We start from the raw sequence: 22906 nt of genomic DNA on the forward strand, positions 1-22906 counted from the left end.
CAGAGGCGGCCGATTGAACCGAACACCTGCCGTTCAAAAAAACCGGCATGCACTACGAAGAAAGTCATATGGTTTTCTCAAAATTTTCCTCCATGGATTTATATTGAAAAATTTTCTATTTTAAAACTATAAACAAGAAAAAAGTTCACTCTAGCTTCTAGTGAACTTTTTTTTGCAACATGATTCAACTTTCAAGCGCGCCGGCCGGATCATATAAAGCGATATCAAGCTCAGGCTCTTCTCCCAAGGCGAGCCTTGCCAATTCCGCGCCAAGGTAAGGACCTGACGTGAGCCCTGAAGCGCCAAGGCCGTTGGCAACAAGCAGCCCGCAAATGTTCGGCAATGAGCCGATCACGGGGAGAAAGCCTGGTGTAAACGGCCTGAATCCTACACGCGTCTCAAGCAGCTCACTCAATTCCAAACCCGGCGCAACAGCAAGCGCCTTTGAGAAAATTTCGTGAAGGCCGCCAGCCGTTACCCGAAGATCATCAAGCTCCGCTTCATTTTCGTGAGTAGCGCCGGCAACGATCCGGCCGTCTTCAAATGCCAATATGTATTGGTCATTCGGAGGCATCACAACAGGCCAGCTGCCGGTATCCGCATCCGGAAGACGAAGATGAACAATCTGCGCTTTTTGGTGGCTGACTGAAAAACGCACGCCGAGCGGCTTCAAAAGCTCGTCCGCCCAAGCGCCCGCTGTGACCAGCACCTGATCAGCGTATATTTTTTTGTCCGCTGTGGAGATCCCTGTTACCCGGTTTCCTTCATAGAGCAATGAAGCGTTTCCGGCAACAACTGAAGCTCCGTATTTCTGTGCGGCATTCACAAGTGAGCGGCGGAGCAAATTTCCGTTTACGCGCGCGGCGCCGCTGATATGAACCGAGCCGTACCCCTCTGCCAAAGGCGGAAATAAACGCTTCGTTTCCTCATGGGATAAACGGGTGATCTCGCCGATTTCAGGGGCATCCTTGCGCCTGAGATGCGCCCGTTCTTCCATTTTCTCCAGCTTTCGCTCGTCTGTATGCAAGCTGATAGCGCCTGTCCGTTTATACCCCGTATCCGATTCTCCGTCAGCTTCAAGCTGCTTGATTAAATCGGCGTAGTACGCCGCTCCGCCTTTTGCAAGCTTGTACCATGCCTGGTTTCTGCGCTGCGAAAGCCAGGGGCAGACGATTCCTGCCGCGGCATCTGTAGCCCTTCCCCGCTCTCCGCGGTCAATCAAGGTCACTTCCGCGCCCTTTTTTGCAAGATGATAAGCGGCAGAAGCGCCGAGGACGCCCGCTCCGACTACAATAAAAGATTTCATGATTAACACCTTTTTCATTTCTGTTTATTTACAAATATAACGGATCACATCGATGGAACACAACCTAACCAACGGCTACCGATATCACGCCAAGCACCATAAAGACAGCCGCGACAATTCTAAGCCGTCCGAAACCTTCAGACAAAAGAACCGCCCCCATCACCGTTCCGATTAAAATGCTGATTTCCCGAACCGGTGCCACATAGCTGACCGGAGCAAATACCATGACACTCAGCGCCAAAATATAAGCCAAAGAGTTAAAAACCCCCACCCCGACAGCTTCCATCCGGTGATGCTTCCACTCAAAGCGGACTTCGCTCCAGCTTTTCGCGGCAAAAGGAGTCAATATGATCAGACGGCCGAGCGTATTGCAATAATCAAGCAGCAACGGCGGAATGAGAAACCGGCTGACCGCTGCTTTATCAAGGAGGGTATATGCGGCAATAATACCGCCGACCGCCAGCCCGTAAAGAACCGGTGTGAGCGAGCCTGATTCTTTTAACCGCTTGACTCCCCCTGTGAAAAAAAGAATGCTGATCACAATCAAAAGAATCCCTGTTATTGCGGGCAGCGTCAATGACTCGCCAAAAAAGGCGACCGCCAGCACGCAGGTGAGCAGCGGGCCAGTTCCTCTCGCAATAGGGTAGACGAGGGAAAGGTCGCCCTTTTTGTACCCTTTTTGAAGAACAAGAAAAAAGCCCAAGTGTGCAAGGATGCTCGCCATGATAATGGCAAGCTGCCAGATGCCGATCTCAGGCTTTTCATATATGACAACACCTATGGCCAACGGCGTGTAGACAACGGCTGCAATCGCTGTGAACAGCCAGATAAATGGAACGCCTCCATCGGCTTTTTTTGAAAGGTAGTTCCATGATGCATGGATAAATGCAGAACATAATAATACACAAAAACCCACGGCAGTCATTACACAGCCCTCCGTTCATCATAATGGAGCTCAATGTTTGATGACAATGTAGCGCTTCAATTCCCCATGCCATTTCTTTCCTTTAACAGCATCCACCCAGACGTCATACTTGCCCGGTTTCAGCTTTTTCGTCGGGAAGCTCACCCGAAAATGAGATTTTCCGCGTGTTAAATGAACATCTCGATAGATCAGGACAGTTCCTTTTTTATTGATCAGCCGGACAGCGATCATCGTTCCCGTAACAGGACTTTTTCCAGTGACAACGATCGAAGTGGCTGATTTCGTATATGTATTGGCATCCGTCCTGAATTTCACCGCGCCTTTGGAAGGCATAGCAAAGGCTTCTGTACTCCCGGCAAATGCGGCCAGCAAGAAAACAGCGGCTGTCAACACAGCCTTTTTCAACATTTTCACTGGTCATATCCTTTCTTATACAGTATGAATGTCACATGCTATACCCTTCATTATACATGACAATATGATCTAATAAAGATATTTTACAAGAAGATCCTGTTCTTCTTTTAATGGACAAATACTGTATAAGTGGGTGAAAGGAGGTGATTTAATGTATTAATCAAAGAACTTAAAATAATACTCAAGTATTCAAAATTTGAGGTTTTAATAATGCTGCGGGAATTTTTTTATAGTAAGAAATCCTGCTGCTTTAACTACCCCTAGAACGATTTAGTTTACATGTAGAAAAGCACTCCTTTGAATTTGTCTTCTCGCATTAACTGTTATCCGGTAGAATTCCACTGCATCTCGAATTTTTTCTTTTTTCTCTAGAAGCTCTGCTGCTATAAGACCGTATTCCTCCATGTCTGCATACTTGCCTTTACTTTCGAAAAACTTGAACGATTCTCGAACCATATCTAGATCAAATGAAAGATAAAGCCCTTTTATTAAGTCAAACTTCGCAAGCATATCTAAATTCTTGTTCCTTTCAGCCAACTCTTTGCCTTCATAGTATAGGTCATCAGTTATTGACAACTTTCCTTGCTTTGCCCTGACATGGGCGAGGTTGAATAATGTTTTTGGCAAAAAACTATGCTTCTCCTCTTTATAAAGGTTCAGAGCTCTTTGAAAATGGTAGGTTGCTTTATCGACATCTTCCAATTTATTGTAGCATATGCCAATATTTAAATGTGATGAACCCATAAGATGAAGAATTCCTTGTGTCTTTGACTCTTTAAGCGCTTTATTTAAATTATGTAGAGATTTTTCAGGATACATATGATCTAACCAGTTGCCAGCAATAATAAATTGACTTTGCACTCGACGCTCACCGTAGGTTTTATACTTTTTGTATATGTTATACGCACGACTTGCGTAATTCATTGAAAAGAAAGTTTGCTTCATATGGTAATAAACTTCAGAAGCTTTGAAATAGAATTCAGCCCTTTCCAGTTCATCACAATCAAAAGAATCAAGTTTTTTCTCGGCTTCCCTATAAAAATTCAGCGCAAGGATTAATTCTTTTTGTCTGAAATGATACATCCCAGCGAAAAAATGATAATAATAATCCAACATCCCTTCCAGATTATTCTGACCGCGAATCTTTTTGAACTCATCAAAACGACTATTTAAATTTACACCGGGTTTAGAATACATATAATCAAGTTGAAGATTATGCCGGAAGAGCAGTAAGTTGTAATAGACAATCACATCCTGATTTTGTTCCATTTGTTCTAATTCTCGTTCAACTTCTTTCTTAGTATCCTCAGCCTTGCCTGTCCAATTGTTTTTTAAGGCTGTATACCAAAAATTCATTTTCGTCGCAACCAAATCATATGGTATCACGCTCACATATCCTCTTCCTTTCTAGCAATATTATAACTTTTCTGAAAACAAAAGGTTTCCTTTTTCTTCATAGTCATCATTTTACATAAAAGAATAATTTTTCACAACAACATTCTAAGAAATCTTTAAAAGTTAGAGGTTCTTTGACCTAATCAATATGATTCGTTTTCCGTGTTCGGGTGAATTTTTTGAAGTATAGGAAGGAAGGCAGAACAGATGAAGGATTATATTTTCCTGTTGATATGTAATTTGGCATAACTAATCGTTAGGAAGGAAAATTCAAACCTCTTTTATGAAATAAAAAGCTAAAGTCCTCTGACCGTATGATTATCATTTAATCTATTCAAGAAAAAACCGCAGATACACTTCTACGCCTTTTAGAAAATTGCTAGGCAATAGATTATATCTGCGGTACATTTGGGGTGCAATCAAATCGAAGTCTGATCACACCCTTTCTTTTCAATGATTAACCAATAGACCCTTCCATTTCAAACTTGATCAAACGGTTCATCTCAACCGCGTATTCCATCGGCAGTTCTTTCGTGAACGGCTCGATGAAGCCCATGACGATCATTTCTGTTGCTTCTTCTTCAGAAATGCCGCGGCTCATCAAGTAGAAGAGCTGCTCTTCAGATACTTTTGATACTTTCGCTTCGTGCTCCAATGAAATGTTGTCGTTCAAAATTTCATTGTATGGGATTGTATCAGAAGTTGATTTGTTGTCCATGATCAGCGTGTCGCATTCGATGTTTGAGCGGGCGCCTTCGGCTTTGCGTCCGAAGTGGACGATTCCGCGGTATGTGACTTTTCCGCCTTGTTTTGAGATCGATTTTGAAACGATTGTAGATGACGTATTTGGTGCAAGGTGAATCATTTTCGCACCGGCATCCTGATGCTGTCCTTTTCCTGCGAGAGCGATAGAAAGCGTCATGCCGCGCGCGCCTTCGCCTTTCAGGATAACGGCAGGATATTTCATTGTCAGCTTGGAGCCGATGTTTCCGTCGATCCATTCCATTGTCGCGTTTTCTTCACAGACCGCACGCTTTGTCACAAGGTTGAAGACGTTGTTCGCCCAGTTTTGAATCGTTGTATAACGGCAGTAGCCGCCTTTTTTAACGATGATCTCAACAACCGCGCTGTGAAGGGAGTTTGTTGTATAAACAGGTGCTGTACATCCCTCTACATAGTGAACGTGAGCGCCTTCGTCGACGATGATCAGCGTCCGTTCGAACTGTCCCATATTTTCTGAGTTGATGCGGAAGTATGCTTGCAGCGGAGTATCAACTTTTACGCCTTTTGGCACGTAGATGAATGATCCGCCGGACCATACCGCAGAGTTCAAGGCCGCAAACTTGTTGTCAGTCGGCGGAATGACTTTTGCCCAATGCTTGCGGAAAATGTCTTCATTTTCTTTGAGGGCGCTGTCTGTGTCTTTAAAGACGATCCCTTGAGACTCAAGATCTTCTTTCATGTTATGGTAAACGACTTCTGACTCATACTGCGCAGATACACCGGCCAAATATTTTTGCTCAGCTTCAGGGATTCCAAGCTTGTCAAATGTTTGTTTGATTTCCTCAGGAACTTCGTCCCATGATCTTTCTGAGCGCTCAGAAGGCTTTACATAGTACGTGATTTCATCAAAGTTCAATGAGTTTAAATCTCCGCCCCATTGCGGCATTGGCATATTGTAGAAGTGTTCAAGAGATTTCAGACGAAAGTCGAGCATCCACTCCGGCTCTTCTTTCATGCGTGAAATTTCTTCAACGATTTCTTTTGTCAATCCCCGCTCTGAACGGAAAATGGAAACGTCTTTGTCGGCAAAACCGTATTTATATTCGCCGATATCCGGCATTTTCTTAGCCATCCATTTTCACTCCAATCTTTATTCGTTATCGCTGTTTTCTTTGGAAACGCCTTTTTCAAGGGCTTTCCATGACAATGTTGCACATTTAATCCGGGCCGGAAATTTTGAAACGCCTTGCAGGGCTTCAATATCGCCTAAATCGATCGAATCGTCGTAGTCTTTGCCCTGCATCATATCTGAAAAGATCTGTGACATCTGAAGGGCGGTCTCCACGTCTTTCCCTTTGATCGCCTGTGTCATCATGGACGCAGAGGCCATTGAGATTGAGCATCCTTCGCCTTCAAATTTTGCATCTTCTACTTTACCGTCTGTTATCTTCATCGTCAGTCTGATTCGGTCACCGCATGTCGGGTTGTTCATATCAACAACGATGCTGTCATTTAAAACCCCTTTGTTTCTCGGGTTTTTGTAGTGATCCATTATCACCTGGCGATACAGTGTATCCAAGTTCACATTAAAAGACATTTGTGAAATACTCCTTTGTCTTCTGAAGAGCTTCAATCAGTTTGTCGATGTCTTCTTCCGTATTATACAGATAAAAGCTTGCTCTTGCAGTGGCGGAAACGTTCAGCCATTTCATCAAAGGCTGTGCACAGTGATGACCGGCTCTGACGGCGACCCCTTCTGCATCAAGCACGGTTGCCACATCGTGCGGATGAACGTCTTCAAGGTTGAATGTCACGAGTCCTGCACGTTCGGCAGGACCATAGACAGTCGCGCCTTCAAGCTCTTTAAAGCGCTCCAGGGCGTAGGCCGCCAAACGGTGTTCATGCGCCAATATTTCGTCAAGTCCGATGTCTTCAAGGAAGTCAATCGCCGCTCCCAATCCGATCGCACCGGCAATGATCGGTGTGCCGGCTTCGAATTTCCAAGGCAGCTCCTTCCAAGTCGATTCGTAAAGACCGACAAAATCGATCATTTCTCCGCCGAATTCTGCGGGTTCCATGTTTTCAAGCAATGCTCTTTTTCCATACAATACCCCGACCCCGGTCGGACCACACATTTTGTGGGCTGAAAACGTGTAGAAATCGCAGTCCAAATCCTGGACGTCAATTTTCATGTGAGGCGTGCTTTGCGCACCGTCTACGACCATGACCGCGCCGTTGTCATGCGCGATTTTGGCTATTTCCTTAATCGGGTTGATCGTACCGAGAACGTTTGAAACATGTGCAGCCGAGACGATTTTTGTATTTTCCGTCACCGTTTCCCTGACATCGTCCAAGGAAATGGTTCCGTCTTCCTGAAGCGGAATGTACTTCAGCGTGGCGCCGGTTGCTTTGACAGCCTGCTGCCACGGAATAATATTCGCATGGTGCTCCATCGGTGTAATGACGATTTCATCACCAGGCTTGAGGTTTGCGCGGGCATAGCTGAGCGCAACCGTATTCAGGGCCGTTGTCGTACCCCTTGTAAAAATAATTTCCTGCATCGACTTCGCGTTTATAAACTTCCTGACCTTCTCACGAGCTCCTTCATATCCATCCGTTGCTTTCGTTCCTAATGTATGAACGCCGCGATGGACATTGGAATTGTAAGAGTTGTAATACTCATCAAGCGTCTCGATGACAACGCGCGGCTTCTGCGAGGTTGCCGCGCTGTCCAAATAAACGAGATCGTGTCCGTTGACCTGTTGGCTGAGAATCGGAAACTGTTCGCGAATATCTTTGGCATTCATTATTTTACTTTCCTTTCAATCACAGAGACCAGCTGCTTCTTCACGCCTTCGATCGGAAGTTCATTGACAACCGGTGCGAGGAAGCCGTAAATGACGAGGCGCTCTGCTTCTTCTTTTGGAATTCCGCGGCTCATCAAATAGTAAAGCTGAACCGGATCGACGCGGCCGACGGATGCAGCGTGTCCTGCCGTTACATCGTCTTCATCGATTAACAGGATCGGGTTGGCGTCGCCGCGCGCTTTTTCACTCAGCATAAGAACGCGTGATTCCTGCTCTGCATTTGATTTTGACGCGCCGTGCTCGATTTTTCCGATGCCGTTGAAGATCGAAGATGCGGAATCTTTCATAACGCCGTGTTTTAAAATATAGCCTTCTGAATGCTTTCCGTGATGAATGATTTGCGTTGTAAAGTTTTGAGTCTGTTCTCCTCTGCCGACGACAACCGTTTTCGTATCGCCGAATGTGCCGTCTCCATGCAGATTTGTCGTGTTTTCAGAAACGGTGTCTCCGTCATTCATTAAACAGAGCGCCCATTCAATTTTGCTGTCGCGTCCGAGTGCAGTTCCGCGGCGGCTGACATAAGCCGTAACCCCTGCGGAAAGGTTGTCGACCGCACCGTATTGCACGCGGGCATTCGCGCCTGTGATCACTTCTGACACGATATTAAAGACCGCTTCCTTAGGGTTCACAGTGCTGATGTAGTTTTCTACATATGTGACTGCACTGTTGTCATCAGCAACGACAAGTACATGGTTGAAAAGCGTTGTATCATTGCTTTCATGGACATAAACAGCTTGCACCGGCGCTTCCAGTTCGACGTTTTTCGGAACGTAAAGGAAGGCTCCGCCGTTCAGGAGGGCTGCATGCAATGCCGTTAATTTATGCTCATCGGCTTTTACGCCGTCTTTCATAAAGTATTTTTTGACTAGCTCGCCGTGTTCGCGGAACGCAGTATGAATATCTGTAAAGATGACGCCTTTATCCTGCAGCTCTTTTGAAAGAGAAAGGTAAGCCGGCGTCTGGTCTCTTTGGACATAAAGCGTTTTGTCTTCATTTCCAAGATCGATCAGCGATTTGACCTCATCTGAAAGATCATCCAAAGAATCAAGCGGTTTATTTTCTACAGTATGCTTATCAAACCGTGTAAAATTCCAATTTGTAATTTTCGTTTTATCAGGTTTCGGCAGCGGCAGATCTTCTGCTTTTTCAAGCGCTTCTAAGCGTAGATCTTGCAGCCATGCAGGTTCCTGGTGCTTCTCAGAGAAGCTTTTGACATATTCCCGATCTACAGATAGTTTTGTTTCCAATGTCATGTTTATCCCCCTAACGCTTACGCTTCTTGACCGACAGTTTCGTCTTCGATTCCAAGCTCATGCTTAATCCAGTCATATCCTTCAGCCTCAAGGCGCTGCGCCAGCTCAGGTCCGCCGGATTTCACAACGCGGCCCTGCATCATGACGTGCACATGGTCAGGCGTAATGTAGTTCAAGAGGCGCTGATAGTGCGTGATGATCAGGCAGCCGAAGTCCTCGCCGCGCATTTTGTTGATTCCTTTTGAAACGACTTTAAGGGCGTCGATATCCAAACCTGAATCGATTTCGTCAAGAATCGCGATTTTCGGTTCGATCATCATCAGCTGAAGAATTTCGTTGCGTTTTTTCTCACCGCCTGAGAAACCTTCGTTCAAGTAGCGCTGCGCCATATCAGGATCCATTTCAAGAAATTCCATGTTTTCGTCCATTTTGCGGATGAATTTCATTAAAGAAATCTCGTCGCCTTCTTCTCTGCGCGCGTTGATCGCTGAACGGAGAAAATCGGCATTTGTAACACCGCTGATTTCACTCGGATACTGCATAGCCAAAAACAGGCCGGCCTGAGCGCGCTCGTCCACTTCCATTTCCAGAACGTCCTTGCCGTCAAGCGTGATGCTTCCTTTTGTTACTTCGTATTTAGGGTGCCCCATAATCGCCGCGGATAAAGTTGATTTACCCGTTCCGTTCGGTCCCATTACAGCGTGGAATTCCCCGCCTTTTATTTCAAGGTTTACACCTTTTAAAATCTCTTTTCCTTCAATCTCAACGTGAAGATCTTTGATTGTTAATGTCGAAGCAGCCATGAAATATACCTCCAATATATATAATCATCATTCTCAATTTATTCTCATTCTAATTTTATAACAAATGAAAAGTGAATACAACAATAGTCTTCCTATCTTTTCGTGTACATGTTCTCAAGTTTAACAAAAAACGTTTTGTTCTTAAAGAGATTGGGACAAGAAAACTTCCCGGACGAGAGATGTGTACCTTACAATCAACAAGCTATAGAAAAACAGCGGGAATTACGAGCGGGAACGGTTTGATCCCAGGCTGCACGATTCATGACGGGAACAGCGCTCCCCTTCTATTTGGACCGTCACATGCTCCACGTTGCATTCTTTCCTTAGATATTTTGATACTTGTTTTAAGATTCTATCCCTGTCACTGTTTTCGTCTGCCACGATATGGCAGCTTAATGACGGCATGTCAGATGAGATCGACCAAATGTGGAGATCGTGAACCTCTCTGACTGACGGAATGGAAAGCAGGCCGTTTTTAAGCGCTTCCGCATCAATGTCTTTCGGTTTTCCTTCCATTAATATATGCACCGAGTCTTTCGCCACCCGCCACCCGCTGACAAGAACCAAAGCCGCGACGGCGGCGCTTGCGATTGGATCGGCGATATTCCAATTGAAGAAAAGCATGAGGAGGCCTGCGATAATCGCGCCGAAAGATCCCAGCATATCACCGATGACGTGCAAAAATGCGCTCCGCATGTTTAAATTCCCGCTTGTGTCGCCTTTCATTAATATCCAGGCTGCAGCAATGTTGACGAACAAACCAACCGTTGCAATCACCAGCATGCCACTGCCGGCGACTTCCGGCGGGCTGAAAAAGCGGTTGTACGCTTCCCAAAAGATATAAAGTGAAATCAAAAGCAAGGTGATGCCATTGATAAACGCAGCCAAAATTTCAAAGCGCCTGTAGCCGAATGTTTTGCTCACAGTTGCGGCCTTTTCCCCAATTTTAAACGCCAAGAGGCTGAAACCAAGCGCTGCAGCGTCGCTGAGCATATGTCCCGCATCCGATAGCAAAGCGAGGCTGTTCGTCAATATCCCGCCTATCACTTCAATGATCATAAAAGTAAAAATTAAACCGAAGCTGATGTAGAGCGCTTTTTGATTGGCTGATCGGCTGCCATGGTGGCTGTGACCTGTGTGATCGTGAGAATGAGCCATCATAAATCCTCCTTTTAATATATGATCATATATTCATATTTAAATTTTACCTTTTCCTTCACTTATGGTCAAGCGGATTCTAAAGACATATAGAAGGACGGATTGACATCCGCCCCCCTCATTTTATCCGATCATGGGTAAATTTGATACGATCTGCTTGCTTTTTTGATGCTGCTCTTCGCGCCTTTTCTCAACTTCAAGCCGGTTCACATGGCTTCTGCTGTACTCCTCGTACCCCATTCCATGCGACTTGTGCATCGCTTTTTCCATTTCGGCCGTGAATTCAAGGTCAAGCTGATCTTGGCTTGAACAAATAATGAATCATCCTTTCAGAGATTTTCTTTCATAGTACCAGTTATATACAAACTCTTCAAAGATGTGTGTGCTTTCAATATGCTTTCACGGATGAAAAATCAATGCTTCATTTGCTGGAATTCTTCCATCGCCTGCAGAACGAGCGTGACAGCTTGGCTCATGGCCGCGCCCCCGCCAAATGCCGCAGTTACGCCGACCGCTTCAAGAATTTCTTCCTCCGACGCTCCGCAATCCAGGCAGCCCTTGATATGATAAATAATGCAATATTCATCCTGTGTATTAACACTGATGCCCAGTGCGATCAGCTGCTTATCCTTTTCGCTGAGCGCGCCTTTTTTAAAGCATTCCTCTGTAAATTCGTTGTATTTGGCGGCAATTCCGGGCATTTTTTCGGAAAAGATGCCGATCCCTGCTTTATATTCATGCAGTGCGGATTCGATAATGCTTTCTGATTCATGCTGATTCACGTTTTGTTCCTCCATTTTCAGTTGGTAGTCTTTTTTTATTATGAGCCTCTTTTCAAAAAATACGCGAAAAAAACCCCGGTTTTCTCCAAAACCGGGGTGTTCTTTCATTTACTCAGAAACAGAAATGACAGAGCCTTCATATTTTTTGTCGATGAACTTTTTAATGTCCTCAGAGCGCAATACGTCCATCAGAGCTTTCACCTTGTCAGAATCTTCGTCGCCTTTGCGGACGGCGATGATGTTAGCGTAAGGATTGTCTTTTGGAGACTCAAGCTCGATTGAATCAGTTTTCGGATTGAGCTTGTTTTGGATCGCGTAGTTCACATTGATGAACACTGCGTCAGCTTCATTGGCTTCGTATGCTTTTGCCGTCATTTCAGGCGCCACATCATTTTTGATTTTGAGGTTTTTCTTGTTTTCTGTAATATCTTTTACTGTCGCATCCACTTTTTCAATGCCTGATTTCAGCTTGATCAGTCCGGCATTTTCAAGCATTGCAAGCATGCGGCCCTGTTCAGCGGCGTTGTTGCTCATAATAATTTTTCCACCGTCAGGAAGGTCTTTTAAAGATTTATACTTTTTGGAGTAAATGCCGAATGGCTCAAGGTGTACCGCGCCGACGTTAACAAGATCGTAGTCTTTATTTTCTTTCATTTCCTGTTCTAGATACGGGACGTGCTGGAAGTAGTTCGCATCGAGATCTTTCGTTGCAAGCGCCTTGTTGATCAGTTTGTAGTCCGTGAAATTTTTGATTTTAAGCTCATAGCCTTTTTCTTTCAAAAGCGGCTTTGCTTCTTCAAGGATTTCAGCGTGAGGCGTCGGCGTCGCTCCGACTGTGATGACTTTGCTGTCTTTATCCCCTTCGCTGCTGGAAGATCCGCAAGCGGCTAAAACGCCTGCAAAAATGATGAATAAAGCTGTTAATAAACCTTTTTTCATGTTGATGTCCTCCCTAACGTTTGTCTAATTTATTTGTTATAAAATCCCCGATAAACTGGATGATAAACACAATAGCTAAGATGAAAATAGTGGCGATGAGTATAATATCGGGATTGTTCATCTGAAAACCGTTTACATAGGCAAGGTTCCCGAGTCCGCCTGAACCGATTGCTCCGGCCATCGCCGTCGAACCGATCAGTGCAATCGCCGTAACCGTAATGCCAGAGATCAAGGCCGGCATCGATTCGGGCAGGAGCACTTTAAATATGATCGTCGATGTTTTGGCTCCCATCGATTTTGCCGCTTCAATCACGCCCTTATCAACTTCGCGCAAAGCGATTTCAACCAGGCGGGCATAGAACGGAGCGGATGCGATAATCAAAGCCGGAAGTGCGGCGTTCGGCCCCAAGATCGTGTTCATTAAAAACTTTGTGAAACCAAGCAGCAAAATAATCAATATAATAAAAGGAATAGACCTGAACACATTGACGATTGCCGAGATTACACCGTTCACGACTCGATTCTGCCAAATGTTTCCTTTTGAAGTCAGATACAGCAGCATACCGAGAATCACTCCGATGATAAAAGCAAACAATAGGGAAATTCCTGTCATATATATCGTTTCATACGTAGCTTCCCACAGCTGCTCCATATCTACGTTTGGAAACAGTTTTTCAAACATTCGTGATCACCTCTGCTTCTACTTGACGGCTCTTGATGAAATCGACCACATCATTGACCTCGTTTTCATATCCGTCGACATGAATGAACAATGAACCGTATGCGCCGTCCTGAGTTTGCGAGATTTTGCCTTGAAGGATGTTGACTTCAACATCGAACTTCCGAATGATCTGTGTGATCAGCGGCGATTCGGCCGCTTCACCGACGAAGGTGAGCTTGATCGTCCGCCCGGATGTCGTTTCTTCGAGGAAATGCTTCAGCGTTTCCTGTGTTTCCACCGGTTCTGTTACCTGCTGAACAAAGCGCTTTGTCATTTCTTCCTGCGGCTTGAGGAATACGTTCAGCACATCGCCTTCTTCCACGACCTTTCCGTTTTCCATGACGGCCACTCTGTGGCAGATTTTCCTGATGACATGCATTTCATGAGTAATCAGGACAATGGTCAGTCCGAGCCTTTCATTGATATCGGACAGAAGACCCAGGATCGAGTCAGTCGTCTGCGGATCAAGCGCTGATGTCGCTTCATCGCATAAGAGAACTTTCGGATTGTTTGCGAGCGCCCGAGCGATGCCGACGCGCTGCTTTTGGCCTCCGCTAAGCTGTGAAGGGTAGGCATTTTCCTTGCCTTCAAGTCCGACAAGCTTTATCAGTTCTGCGACTCTTTTCAGACGTTTTGCTTTGCTGACACCGGCGATCTCCAGCGGAAACGCAATATTGTCGCGGACCGTTCTTGACCACAATAGGTTGAAGTGCTGGAAAATCATGCTGATTTCCTGCCTTGCATTCCTCAGCTTCTTCCCTTTGATCTCACTGATTGTTCTGCCGGCTACTTCAACCGTGCCTGAAGTCGGCTGTTCAAGTCCGTTCAAAAGACGGATCAAGGAGCTTTTTCCAGCTCCGCTATATCCAATAATTCCGAAGATTTCACCTTTTTTAATCGTAAGGGTGACATCCTGGACAGCATTGACATCTCCATGCTTTGACCGATAAATCTTTGAAACATTTTGAAGATTTATCAAAAGCCATCACCTGCTTTCTTGCTCAATTCTCATAGTTGTCTAAATTCCTGATCAAACAATGAAAAAAGCCTTTCTGCACACATGAGCAGAAAGGCTTTTGAATAGTCTGGGCCTTTCTCTCATCTTTCAAAGCATAACGCTTCGTGTGAATTGGCACCATTTCAACACGTGTTGATGGTTGCCGGGTTTCATAGGGCACTTCCCTCCACCTCTCTGGATAAGAGAATCATATATTTATTTTTTGATTATTATGATCGGAATTCTTAAAGTAGGATATCATGCGAAAAAATAGTTGTCAACTATTTTTCGTAAGACAATCGGCCTACGGCGAAAAGAGACGAACGTAAACGCTCGTCTCTGTCCGACTTATACACGGAATGTGCCGATTTTTCAAATTTTTAAAATGTCTCTGAATAAAGATCGCTGTTTTTAAAAAAGCCGTCCGTCAGCCATAAAATCGCTTCAAGCTTCAATAAAGCTCTGAATGAGCCTTTTACTTGAACAGTGCCGCGCTGTACGAGATGCTGCAATGAAATATCGCCGTGAAGAAGGTCAATAATCTCGCTTTGCTCTCCAAAAAAGGTCAAATGAGCTTTCTCTGCAAGAGAAGATTTTTCCATTTCCCCTTTTTCGTTGATCGCTAACGTAAAAGCTTCTTTCTCGCCTTGAAACGTAATCAGCAAAGCCGTTGTCGATAATAGAGGTTTTAAAAAAAGAGCCTTGTCCTCTCTTTCTATCAATCCCATTTTCTCCAACTGTATAACCTCCTGTAAATTGGTCATACTTACAGATTCTCTGTCTGCCGCAGGAGTTCCTTTAGGAATTGCTCGACAAGTTTTTGCTGGTTATTTCCCGAGAAATATGTCAAAACCGCCCTTAATCCACAACATTTTGTTTAATCGTATCGTATAAGTAGGAAACGGAGTGAAAAGCGTATTCTTTTTTGACGACTTCCCCGTTTTTGTAAAGGATAAAGCATGGAACGCTTTCTATTTCCTGCTGCTTGGCAAATGCTGGGGAATAATTGAGATTGTTTTTATAAAAAGGAATGTCCTTTATCATTTCATCAACGACTTCCAGCATTCTTCCGGCCAGCTGACACGTTCCGCAGAACGGCGTGTATACATATAGAAGACAGGTCTCATGTTCAAGCCGTTTTAGCTCTTTTTCTTGGAGTTCTTGCATCTGTTGAACCGCACCTCAATACGTTTTATAATAAATATTTTGTATGTACCCGGATGTTTGAACGAATTAATACTTCTGCAACATGCTGACTCGGGGCGGAAGCGACTTCTTTGTATACCCTATCGATGTATAGATGCGAAGCTTGGGGGAGCTCCCTCGTCAGCTGCCGGCGGAGCTTTTCCCCTGATTCATCGGCATCCACCAGGATATAAACGTCTTTATCAAACAGCGTTTCGGCGAATTCATCTAGTTTTGCCTGGCTGATCGTTCCGTTTGTGCAAATGATATCCACGGGCTCTTCGATGACATGCTTCACTTTTTGCTTATCTGATTTCCCTTCGACGATCATGACTTTTTCATTTTCCGGCATATGGATCACCTTTAAAGATTTACTTGTAAAAAAAGGCAGTGAATATTCACCGCCTGACTTGATTAACACCAGCCTTGGTGGTCATCACAGTCTACATATTTAGCATCCGGACCGCTTACGGTATCCGCCGTTTTGTAAAATCTCTCATCTTGGAATGAATATCCAGATTTCAACTCGTATTGATCCTTTCCGGTCATTCGGCCGATCAGCTCATTCTCATGGTACAGCTGCATTCCGCCGTTTTTTAATCGGCTTTCCACATGTTCTGTAATATCAATACGTTCTTTTTTCAGCGTCAATTTGGACACCCCCTCTTGATATAGAGTATCCAAACGACACATGGCTATCCTGAATAATCCTTAGTCTTCTTTTATCATGTCCTCATATTGCTCGGCTGTCATCAGATTTTCGATTTCAGAAGCATCGGACGGCTCGACGATAATCATCCAAGCCTTTTCATACGGAGACTCGTTGACGAATTCAGGGCTGTCTTCCAGATCTTCGTTCACTTCGACCACTTTTCCGTTGATCGGGGCATACAGCTCAGAAACGGTCTTTACGGATTCAACGCTGCCAAAAGGCTCGTCCGCTTTGATTTCGTCTCCCACTTCAGGAAGCTCGACAAATACGATGTCTCCAAGTTCGGATTGGGCGAAGTCTGTAATGCCGATTCTGACTTTATCTCCTTCTGTTTTCACCCATTCGTGTTCTTCTGAATAACGCAACTCTTTCGGTGTGCTCATGCTAACCCCTCCATAAAGTGTTTTAATCGATCCTACATTGAAGATATCATATTTTGATGGGTTATAACCAGTATGTCTTAAACTGATCTTCTTTAAAACCGACCGTTACTTTACTGCCGTCTGTCGCAATCGGGCGTTTGATCAGCATACCGTCCGAAGCCAGCAGTTCCAGCTGCTCATCTTCAGACATGTTTTGCAGCTTGTCTTTTAAGCCGAGTTCACGGTATTTTTGTCCGCTCGTGTTGAAAAACTTCTTCAATTCAAGCCCGCTTTTCTCGTAGAGCTCTTTCAGTTTTTCCTTGCTTGGCGGCTCTTCTGCGATATGTATCCCATTGATTTCTTTGCCATGGTCTTCAAGCCATTTTTTCGCTTTGCGGCATGTCCCGCATTTCGGATACCAGTAAAAATCCAAAGCCATACATACACACCCCTCTCATTTAATCGAGGTAATTTTAACACAGATCGAATGAAAAACCTAAAACCGTGCTCCATTCTATAACAGCTAAAAACCCCGCCTAAGCAGGGCTTTTCGTTTAAACGATATATTTCTCAGCTTCAAAGACTCCCTTGGCTGCCTGGCGCTTTTTCTCAATGACATTGACAGGCGTAAAGCGCGTCAATTTGCGGAGCGCGGACAGCATCATCCGCAGCGAATCACCTGATTCCATCGCAATGAGCGATTCCTTGGCATGGCTTTCAATTTCCTGAAAGGCAACTTGTGCAAAAATCTGCGTATAAAGAATTTTCTGGGCGTTTTTGTCTTCCCCGGTTGCCTGGATGGCTTTTTCTGTACGCAAAATAGCTGCTTCCATGGCGTAGACCTGGCTGACAATGTCGGCGATATTCACGAGGATTTCCTGCTCCTGGTCGAGCGCTTTTCCATATTTTTGCGCGGCGAGTCCCGCGATCATGAGCGCGATTTTTTTGGCGTTTCTCAGCAGATACTTTTCCTGTTCCAAAACGCCGTCACCTGGTTCTTCAGGCATGAGGATCATCAGTTCTTCCTGAAGCGCCTTCGCTTTCTCAAACAGAGGAAGCTCGCCTTTCATCGCTTTTTTCAAGTATGTGCCCGGGACGATGAGACGGTTGATTTCATTTGTGCCTTCAAAAATCCGGTTGATCCGTGAATCGCGGTAAGCCCGCTCCACTTCGTATTCCTGCATGAATCCGTAACCGCCGTGGATTTGGACGCCTTCATCAACGATATAATCAAGCGTTTCAGATCCAAATACTTTGTTAAGGGAGCATTCGATTGCATATTCAGCGATCGATTTCGCGACCTGGCGCCCGTCTTTTTGCTCTTCTTCGCTCAAGGTGCCCATTTTGTCTTCAAACAGCCCGACCGTACGATAAACAGAGCTTTCCATCGCATAAAGTCTGGCTGACATAGTGGCGATTTTTTCCCCGATTAAGCTGAACTTTGAAATCGGCGTCTTAAATTGCTGGCGCTGATTGGCGTATGAAGCGGACAGCTCGATGACCCGTTTGGAAGCGCCGATTGTCCCGACAGCAAGCTTATAGCGGCCGATATTTAAAATATTGAAGGCGATGACATGCCCTTTTCCCGGTTCGCCTAAAAGGTTTTCTTTCGGAACTTGAACCTGGTCTAAGATGAGCGTACGGGTCGAAGAGCCTTTGATGCCCATTTTTTTCTCTTCAGGCCCTGTGGAAACACCTTCGTAATCTTTTTCCACAATGAAGGCCGAAAAATGTTCGCCGTCTATTTTCGCGTAGACGATGAAAACATCGGCAAAAGCTGAGTTTGTAATCCATTGCTTTTCACCGTTTAATATATAGTGGGTTCCCGCCTCATTCAAAACGGCCGTTGTTTTTGCCCCTAATGCATCAGATCCGGAGCCAGGCTCTGTTAAGGCATAGGCTGCAAATTTTTCCCCTGTTGCAAGGGACGGCAGATACTTTTTCTTTTGCTCCTCGGTTCCGAAAAATACAATCGGAAGCGTGCCGATCCCGACGTGCGCCCCGTACGATAACGAAAAGCTTCCCGCTCTTGAGAATTTTTCGGTAATCAGCGCCGAGCTGATTTTATCGAGCCCGAGTCCGCCATACTCTTCAGGAACGTCAGCACCGAGAAGCCCGAGTTCTCCAGCTTTTTTCAGGAGCCTGACAGAGTGATCGAAATTGTGCTCTTCAATTTCGTCGATGTATGGCAAAACATCTCCGAGAATATAATCTTCAGTCGTTTTGGCAATCATTTTATGTTCATCTGTGAAATCTTCCGGTGTAAACAGCTGATCAGCCGTCACCTCTTCGATCAGAAAGGCTCCGCCTTTTTTCATATGGTCTTTTGTTTGTTCCATTGTTCCATCCCCCTTGTGATTAAACTAATTCGAATACCCCTGCTGCTCCCATACCTCCGCCGATACACATTGTTACAACGCCGAATTGCTCGCTTCTCCGCCGCATTTCGTGGATCAATGTCAGCGTGAGCTTTGTGCCCGTGCAGCCGAGCGGATGTCCGAGCGCAATCGCTCCACCGTTGACATTGACTTTTTCTTCATCGATGCCAAGCGACCTGATCACCTGGATCGCTTGTGATGCAAACGCTTCATTTAATTCGAATAAACCGATATCAGAGAGCTCAAGTCCCGCCATCTTCAGCGCCCTTGGAACAGCTTCAACAGGACCGATGCCCATCACCTCCGGCGGAACGCCGCCGACTGCGAACGAACGGAACCTTGCGAGGGGCTTTAACCCAAGCGCATCCGCTTTTTCTCTGTCCATGATCATCACTGCGGCCGCCCCGTCGCTCGTCTGCGATGAATTCCCTGCCGTAACAGAACCGTCCGCCGAAAACGCCGGTTTTAACGTTGACAGAACGTCTTTCGTTGTCCCCGGGCGCACACCTTCATCGGCAGAGAAAGTAAACGTCCGCTCCTTCAGCTTGTGATGGTCATCCACTTCTCTGACGGTGACGTCCACCGGGACGATTTCATCTTCGAACTTTCCTTCCGCGATCGCTTTGGCTGCTTTTTGATGGCTGCTGACGGCAAATGCATCCTGATCATCCCTGGAAACGCCGTATTTAACGGCAACCTGTTCAGCCGTATGGCCCATTCCCATATAATATTCAGGAGCTGTTTCCGCGAGCGCCGCGTTCGGTCTGACGATATGTCCCATCATCGGCACGATGCTCATCGATTCAGCGCCGCCGGCAATGACCGTGTCGGCAGCTCCAAGCATGATTTTTTCGGCCCCGTAAGCGATCGATTGAAGTCCTGAAGAACAATATCTGTTGATCGTAACGGCCGGAACTGTGTGCGGCAGCCCGGCAAGCGCGCCGATATTGCGCGCCATATTCAACCCTTGTTCGGCTTCCGGCGTAGCGCAGCCGATGATTAAATCATCGATATTCCCTTCATAACCGCCAGCTCTTTTCAACGTCTCTCTCACTGCATATGCGCCTAAATCATCGGGACGGACAGTCCTCAATGAGCCTTTTTTTGCTTTTCCGATCGGGGTTCTCGCTCCCGATACAATAACTGCCTCTTTCATTATTTTCCCTCCTTAATTACGCAAAGGTTTGCCTTTTACAAGCATATGCTGCATTCTCGCCTGCGTTTTCGGTTCGCTCACAAGGCTCAGGAAAGCTTCTCTTTCCAAATTGAGCAAGTATTCTTCCGTTACTTCAGCGCCGAACGGAACCCTCCCGCCCGCAATGACAAACGCCAGCTTTTTCGCTATCTTCATGTCGTGTTCAGAGATGGCGCCGGACAGCTTTAACGATTCCGCACCGAGCAGGAGCGCCGCATAGCCGGTTTCGCCTGTCACCGGAACTTTCTTTTTCACCGGCGGACGGTAGCCGCTTTCGGAAAGTGTCAGGACGAGTTTTTTAGCATCGTATAACAAGTGATCCTGGTTGATGCTGATTTGATCCTCTGCGGTTAAGATGTTCAGCTCTTTCGCTTCTTGAGCCGAAGTCGACGTTTTTGCAAGAGCAATTGTCTCAAACGTTTTGATGGCGGCCTCCTGGATATCCGGTTTAACGCCTTCAGGCAGCCCCTTCAAGTAGTTTAAATAAAGCTCTTTATTGCCTCCGCCGCCCGGAATCAGGCCGACGCCTGTTTCAACGAGGCCCATGTATGATTCACTTGAAGCTTGAACACGGGCTGCAGGCAGACAAAGCTCAGTCCCCCCGCCAAGCGTCATCCCGAACGGAGCAGCGACGACCGGCTTGGTACTGTATTTCACTTTCATCATCGTCTCCTGGAACTGACGGATGATCATGTCAATTTCCATATAGTTGTCGTCTTGGGCTTCCATCAGCATCATCGCAAGATTGGCTCCGACGCAGAAATTTTTGCCCTGGTTGCCGATCACAAGTCCTTTATAATTGGCATCTACTTCCTCAAGAGCGAATTTGAGCATTTGGATGATGTCGAGGCCGATTGCATTGCTTTTCGAATGAAATTCGAGCAGTGCGACATCATCGCCTAAATCGATCAAACTTGCCCCGCTGTTTTTCTTGATGACGCCTTTTGTTTCTTTGAGTGACGACAAATGGATCGTTTTCTTGTTTTCTTGAAGCGCCCTGTATTCGCCGCTTTCAAAACAGTAGCAGAACGTCTTTCCGTTTTCTCTAAGGTAGAAGGTCTCATGTCCTTTTGCGAGCATTTCCTTCACCCAGTCCGCGACTTTCCAGCCCTCTGCTTCAAGCTTTTGCACCGCGTTTTTCACACCGATGCTGTCCCACATTTCAAACGGACCTTCCGACCAGCCGAACCCCCATTTCATCGCCTGATCAATCGCCGTTATGCTGTCAGCGATTTCCCCTGTGAGCTCAGCCGAATAGACAAGCGTCGGAGCTGTCATGTTCCAAAGAAGGCTTCCCGCTCTGTCATCTGAATAAATAAGCGCTTTCAATCTCGCTCCTGCGCCTTTCATTTGCTTGGCCGCTTCAAGTCCCGATGTTTTTAATGTTTGGCGTTTGCTGTAGGTCATCGTCATCGGATCGAGCTCAAGGATGTCTTTTCCTTCTTTTTTGTAAAAACCTTGTTTCGCTTTGCTTCCGATCCAGCCTTTTTCGAGCATTTGTTCAATAAATTCAGGCAGCCGGAAAACGTTTTTTTCTTCGCCAGTGACTTGGTTATAGACATTTTTGGCAACGTGCGAAAATGTATCAAGCCCGACGACATCTAGCGTTCTGAAAGTTGCGCTTTTCGGGCGTCCGATCAGCGGGCCTGTAATCGAATCGACTTCGCCTATCGTGTAGCCGCCTTTCAGCATTTCCTGAACCGCCACAAGCAAGCCGTAGGTTCCGATGCGGTTGGCGATAAAGTTTGGCGTGTCTTTCGCTTCAACAACCCCTTTGCCAAGGACGTCTTCGCCGAATTTCTTCATAAAATCCAGCACTCCGGGATCCGTTTCATCAATCGGAATCACCTCAAGCAGCTTTAAATAGCGGGCCGGGTTAAAAAAGTGCGTTCCTAAAAAGTGCTTTTTAAAATCAGCGGACCTTCCCTCCGTCATCTGCCTGACGGAGATGCCTGATGTATTGCTGCTGACGATGCTTCCGTGTTTTCTGTATTGATCGACCTTTGAAAACACTTGCTTCTTGATCTCCAGGTTTTCGACAACCACTTCAATAATCCAGTCGGCATCTTTAATTTTTTCAAAATCGTCTTCCATGTTCCCTGTGCTGATACGGCTGATATTCTTCTTCGATGTCAGCGGAGCCGGTTTTTGCTTTAGCAGCTTTTGTACGGCTGACTGTGCCAGCCGGTTGCGCACATCCGGGTCTTCAAGGGTGCGGCCTTTTTTTCTTTCCTCATCTGTTAATTCACGCGGCACCATATCGAGCAGTAACACAGGAATCCCGATATTGGCTAAGTGAGCCGCGATTCCGGAACCCATTACACCGGAACCGATAACGGCGGCTTTACGAATATGCTTGACCATGAAAGATCCTCCCCTACTTTGAATGAATATTCATTCATTTTTGCTCCAAAAAAATAAACTCTCCTGTCTTCTTTCATCTTAAAAGATTTTGGAAGCGAGTTCAATAACTTGGTGCAAAATTTCTGAAATTTTTTCAGCGAGTATTATTTTGCCGCGGTTACATGTTTCCCCGCTTTTGGGACAAACCAATAGAGAGGGAGGTGAAGGCCTTGGTACGTGAAAGAAAAAATCCATCTTCAGCCGCAGTCAGCGCCGCAAGCATAAAAGGCAATGCAGGTCCGGATTATAAAAAGGCGGATGCGGGCGGAAAACGGACAAGCCAAAACCAGCAATATAAAAAGCATAATATGGATGTTCCTGAAGATCACTAAGCCCCCTTTAAGCATCCGGTATAAATTTCCGCTGTGTTAGGAAATCTAAAAATAAA

General features: G+C 45.8%; 24 protein-coding genes and 1 riboswitch. Of the genes, 1 reads left to right on the forward strand and 23 read right to left on the reverse strand.

Annotated elements, in window-relative coordinates; translation table 11 throughout:
* Positions 1-184 precede the first annotated feature (184 nt).
* The 23 genes from MHB72_RS17960 to MHB72_RS18070 all read right to left on the reverse strand — a co-directional run bounded on the left by MHB72_RS17960 (position 185) and on the right by MHB72_RS18070 (position 22479).
* Positions 185-1306, reverse strand: a complete 1122-nt coding sequence (locus tag MHB72_RS17960; RefSeq protein ID WP_197407109.1) for an NAD(P)/FAD-dependent oxidoreductase — start codon at positions 1304-1306, stop codon at positions 185-187.
* 64 nt (positions 1307-1370) lie between these two features.
* Positions 1371-2231: a DMT family transporter gene (locus MHB72_RS17965; protein ID WP_020452862.1), complete on the reverse strand. Its 861-nt coding sequence runs from the start codon at positions 2229-2231 to the stop codon at positions 1371-1373.
* 30 nt (positions 2232-2261) lie between these two features.
* On the reverse strand, positions 2262-2645 hold the full coding sequence (locus MHB72_RS17970; protein ID WP_023856206.1) for a hypothetical protein: 384 nt from the start codon (positions 2643-2645) through the stop codon (positions 2262-2264).
* A gap of 270 nt (positions 2646-2915) precedes the next feature.
* Positions 2916-4037 (reverse strand): response regulator aspartate phosphatase, encoded by a 1122-nt coding sequence (locus MHB72_RS17975; protein WP_216919573.1) that lies wholly within the window; start codon positions 4035-4037, stop codon positions 2916-2918.
* A gap of 460 nt (positions 4038-4497) precedes the next feature.
* Positions 4498-5895: a Fe-S cluster assembly protein SufB gene (gene sufB, locus MHB72_RS17980; RefSeq protein ID WP_035337663.1), complete on the reverse strand. Its 1398-nt coding sequence runs from the start codon at positions 5893-5895 to the stop codon at positions 4498-4500.
* An 18-nt stretch (positions 5896-5913) separates the two neighbouring features.
* Positions 5914-6360, reverse strand: coding sequence for a Fe-S cluster assembly sulfur transfer protein SufU (gene sufU / locus MHB72_RS17985; RefSeq protein WP_020452866.1), 447 nt, complete (start codon positions 6358-6360; stop codon positions 5914-5916).
* Positions 6350-7570 carry a cysteine desulfurase SufS gene (gene sufS, locus MHB72_RS17990; RefSeq protein ID WP_075212651.1) on the reverse strand — a complete coding sequence of 407 codons (1221 nt, stop codon included), beginning with the start codon at positions 7568-7570 and terminating at the stop codon, positions 6350-6352. The genes sufU and sufS overlap by 11 nt, the downstream gene beginning before the upstream one ends.
* Complete coding sequence (gene sufD, locus MHB72_RS17995; protein ID WP_340903515.1) at positions 7570-8883, reverse strand: Fe-S cluster assembly protein SufD; 1314 nt, start codon at positions 8881-8883, stop codon at positions 7570-7572. The genes sufS and sufD overlap by 1 nt, the downstream gene beginning before the upstream one ends.
* A gap of 17 nt (positions 8884-8900) precedes the next feature.
* The gene (sufC, locus tag MHB72_RS18000; RefSeq protein WP_020452869.1) at positions 8901-9686 is read right to left on the reverse strand and encodes a Fe-S cluster assembly ATPase SufC; all 786 of its coding nucleotides are present in this window, start codon (positions 9684-9686) and stop codon (positions 8901-8903) included.
* Between the two features lie 222 nt (positions 9687-9908).
* Complete coding sequence (locus MHB72_RS18005) at positions 9909-10844, reverse strand: cation diffusion facilitator family transporter (RefSeq protein WP_216919571.1); 936 nt, start codon at positions 10842-10844, stop codon at positions 9909-9911.
* Positions 10845-11257: 413 nt separating this feature from the next.
* Positions 11258-11641 (reverse strand): carboxymuconolactone decarboxylase family protein, encoded by a 384-nt coding sequence (locus MHB72_RS18010; RefSeq protein ID WP_031305044.1) that lies wholly within the window; start codon positions 11639-11641, stop codon positions 11258-11260.
* A gap of 93 nt (positions 11642-11734) precedes the next feature.
* The gene (metQ, locus tag MHB72_RS18015; RefSeq protein ID WP_216919569.1) at positions 11735-12565 is read right to left on the reverse strand and encodes a methionine ABC transporter substrate-binding lipoprotein MetQ; all 831 of its coding nucleotides are present in this window, start codon (positions 12563-12565) and stop codon (positions 11735-11737) included.
* Positions 12566-12578: 13 nt separating this feature from the next.
* Positions 12579-13247, reverse strand: coding sequence for a methionine ABC transporter permease (locus tag MHB72_RS18020; RefSeq protein WP_003185053.1), 669 nt, complete (start codon positions 13245-13247; stop codon positions 12579-12581).
* Positions 13240-14265 (reverse strand): methionine ABC transporter ATP-binding protein MetN, encoded by a 1026-nt coding sequence (gene metN / locus MHB72_RS18025; protein ID WP_023856214.1) that lies wholly within the window; start codon positions 14263-14265, stop codon positions 13240-13242. The genes MHB72_RS18020 and metN overlap by 8 nt, the downstream gene beginning before the upstream one ends.
* 116 nt (positions 14266-14381) lie before the next feature.
* Positions 14382-14489: riboswitch (SAM riboswitch) on the reverse strand.
* A gap of 174 nt (positions 14490-14663) precedes the next feature.
* Positions 14664-15020 (reverse strand): SCP2 sterol-binding domain-containing protein, encoded by a 357-nt coding sequence (locus MHB72_RS18030; protein WP_020452875.1) that lies wholly within the window; start codon positions 15018-15020, stop codon positions 14664-14666.
* A gap of 121 nt (positions 15021-15141) precedes the next feature.
* Positions 15142-15450, reverse strand: coding sequence for a thioredoxin family protein (locus MHB72_RS18035; protein WP_023856215.1), 309 nt, complete (start codon positions 15448-15450; stop codon positions 15142-15144).
* Between the two features lie 25 nt (positions 15451-15475).
* Entirely contained in the window at positions 15476-15820 is a 345-nt protein-coding gene (locus MHB72_RS18040) for a toprim domain-containing protein (protein WP_023856216.1), read from the reverse strand.
* Positions 15821-15882: 62 nt separating this feature from the next.
* Positions 15883-16119, reverse strand: coding sequence for a YusG family protein (locus MHB72_RS18045; RefSeq protein WP_020452878.1), 237 nt, complete (start codon positions 16117-16119; stop codon positions 15883-15885).
* Positions 16120-16179: 60 nt separating this feature from the next.
* Positions 16180-16563 (reverse strand): glycine cleavage system protein GcvH, encoded by a 384-nt coding sequence (gene gcvH, locus MHB72_RS18050; protein ID WP_020452879.1) that lies wholly within the window; start codon positions 16561-16563, stop codon positions 16180-16182.
* 61 nt (positions 16564-16624) lie between these two features.
* The gene (locus MHB72_RS18055) at positions 16625-16981 is read right to left on the reverse strand and encodes an arsenate reductase family protein (RefSeq protein ID WP_020452880.1); all 357 of its coding nucleotides are present in this window, start codon (positions 16979-16981) and stop codon (positions 16625-16627) included.
* Positions 16982-17096: 115 nt separating this feature from the next.
* On the reverse strand, positions 17097-18881 hold the full coding sequence (locus MHB72_RS18060; protein ID WP_023856218.1) for an acyl-CoA dehydrogenase family protein: 1785 nt from the start codon (positions 18879-18881) through the stop codon (positions 17097-17099).
* Between the two features lie 19 nt (positions 18882-18900).
* Positions 18901-20076, reverse strand: a complete 1176-nt coding sequence (locus tag MHB72_RS18065; RefSeq protein ID WP_025809838.1) for an acetyl-CoA C-acetyltransferase — start codon at positions 20074-20076, stop codon at positions 18901-18903.
* Positions 20077-20088: 12 nt separating this feature from the next.
* Positions 20089-22479, reverse strand: coding sequence for a 3-hydroxyacyl-CoA dehydrogenase/enoyl-CoA hydratase family protein (locus MHB72_RS18070; protein WP_216919566.1), 2391 nt, complete (start codon positions 22477-22479; stop codon positions 20089-20091).
* 209 nt (positions 22480-22688) lie between these two features.
* Here MHB72_RS18070 and MHB72_RS18075 point away from each other — a divergent pair, with 209 nt between their 5' ends.
* A complete protein-coding gene (locus tag MHB72_RS18075; RefSeq protein WP_020452884.1) occupies positions 22689-22850 on the forward strand; it encodes a YuzL family protein in 162 nt (53 codons plus the stop codon).
* The last annotated feature ends 56 nt before the right edge of the window (positions 22851-22906 follow it).

This window comes from Bacillus sp. FSL K6-1284 (assembly GCF_038002625.1).
GTDB lineage: Bacteria > Bacillota > Bacilli > Bacillales > Bacillaceae > Bacillus > Bacillus paralicheniformis.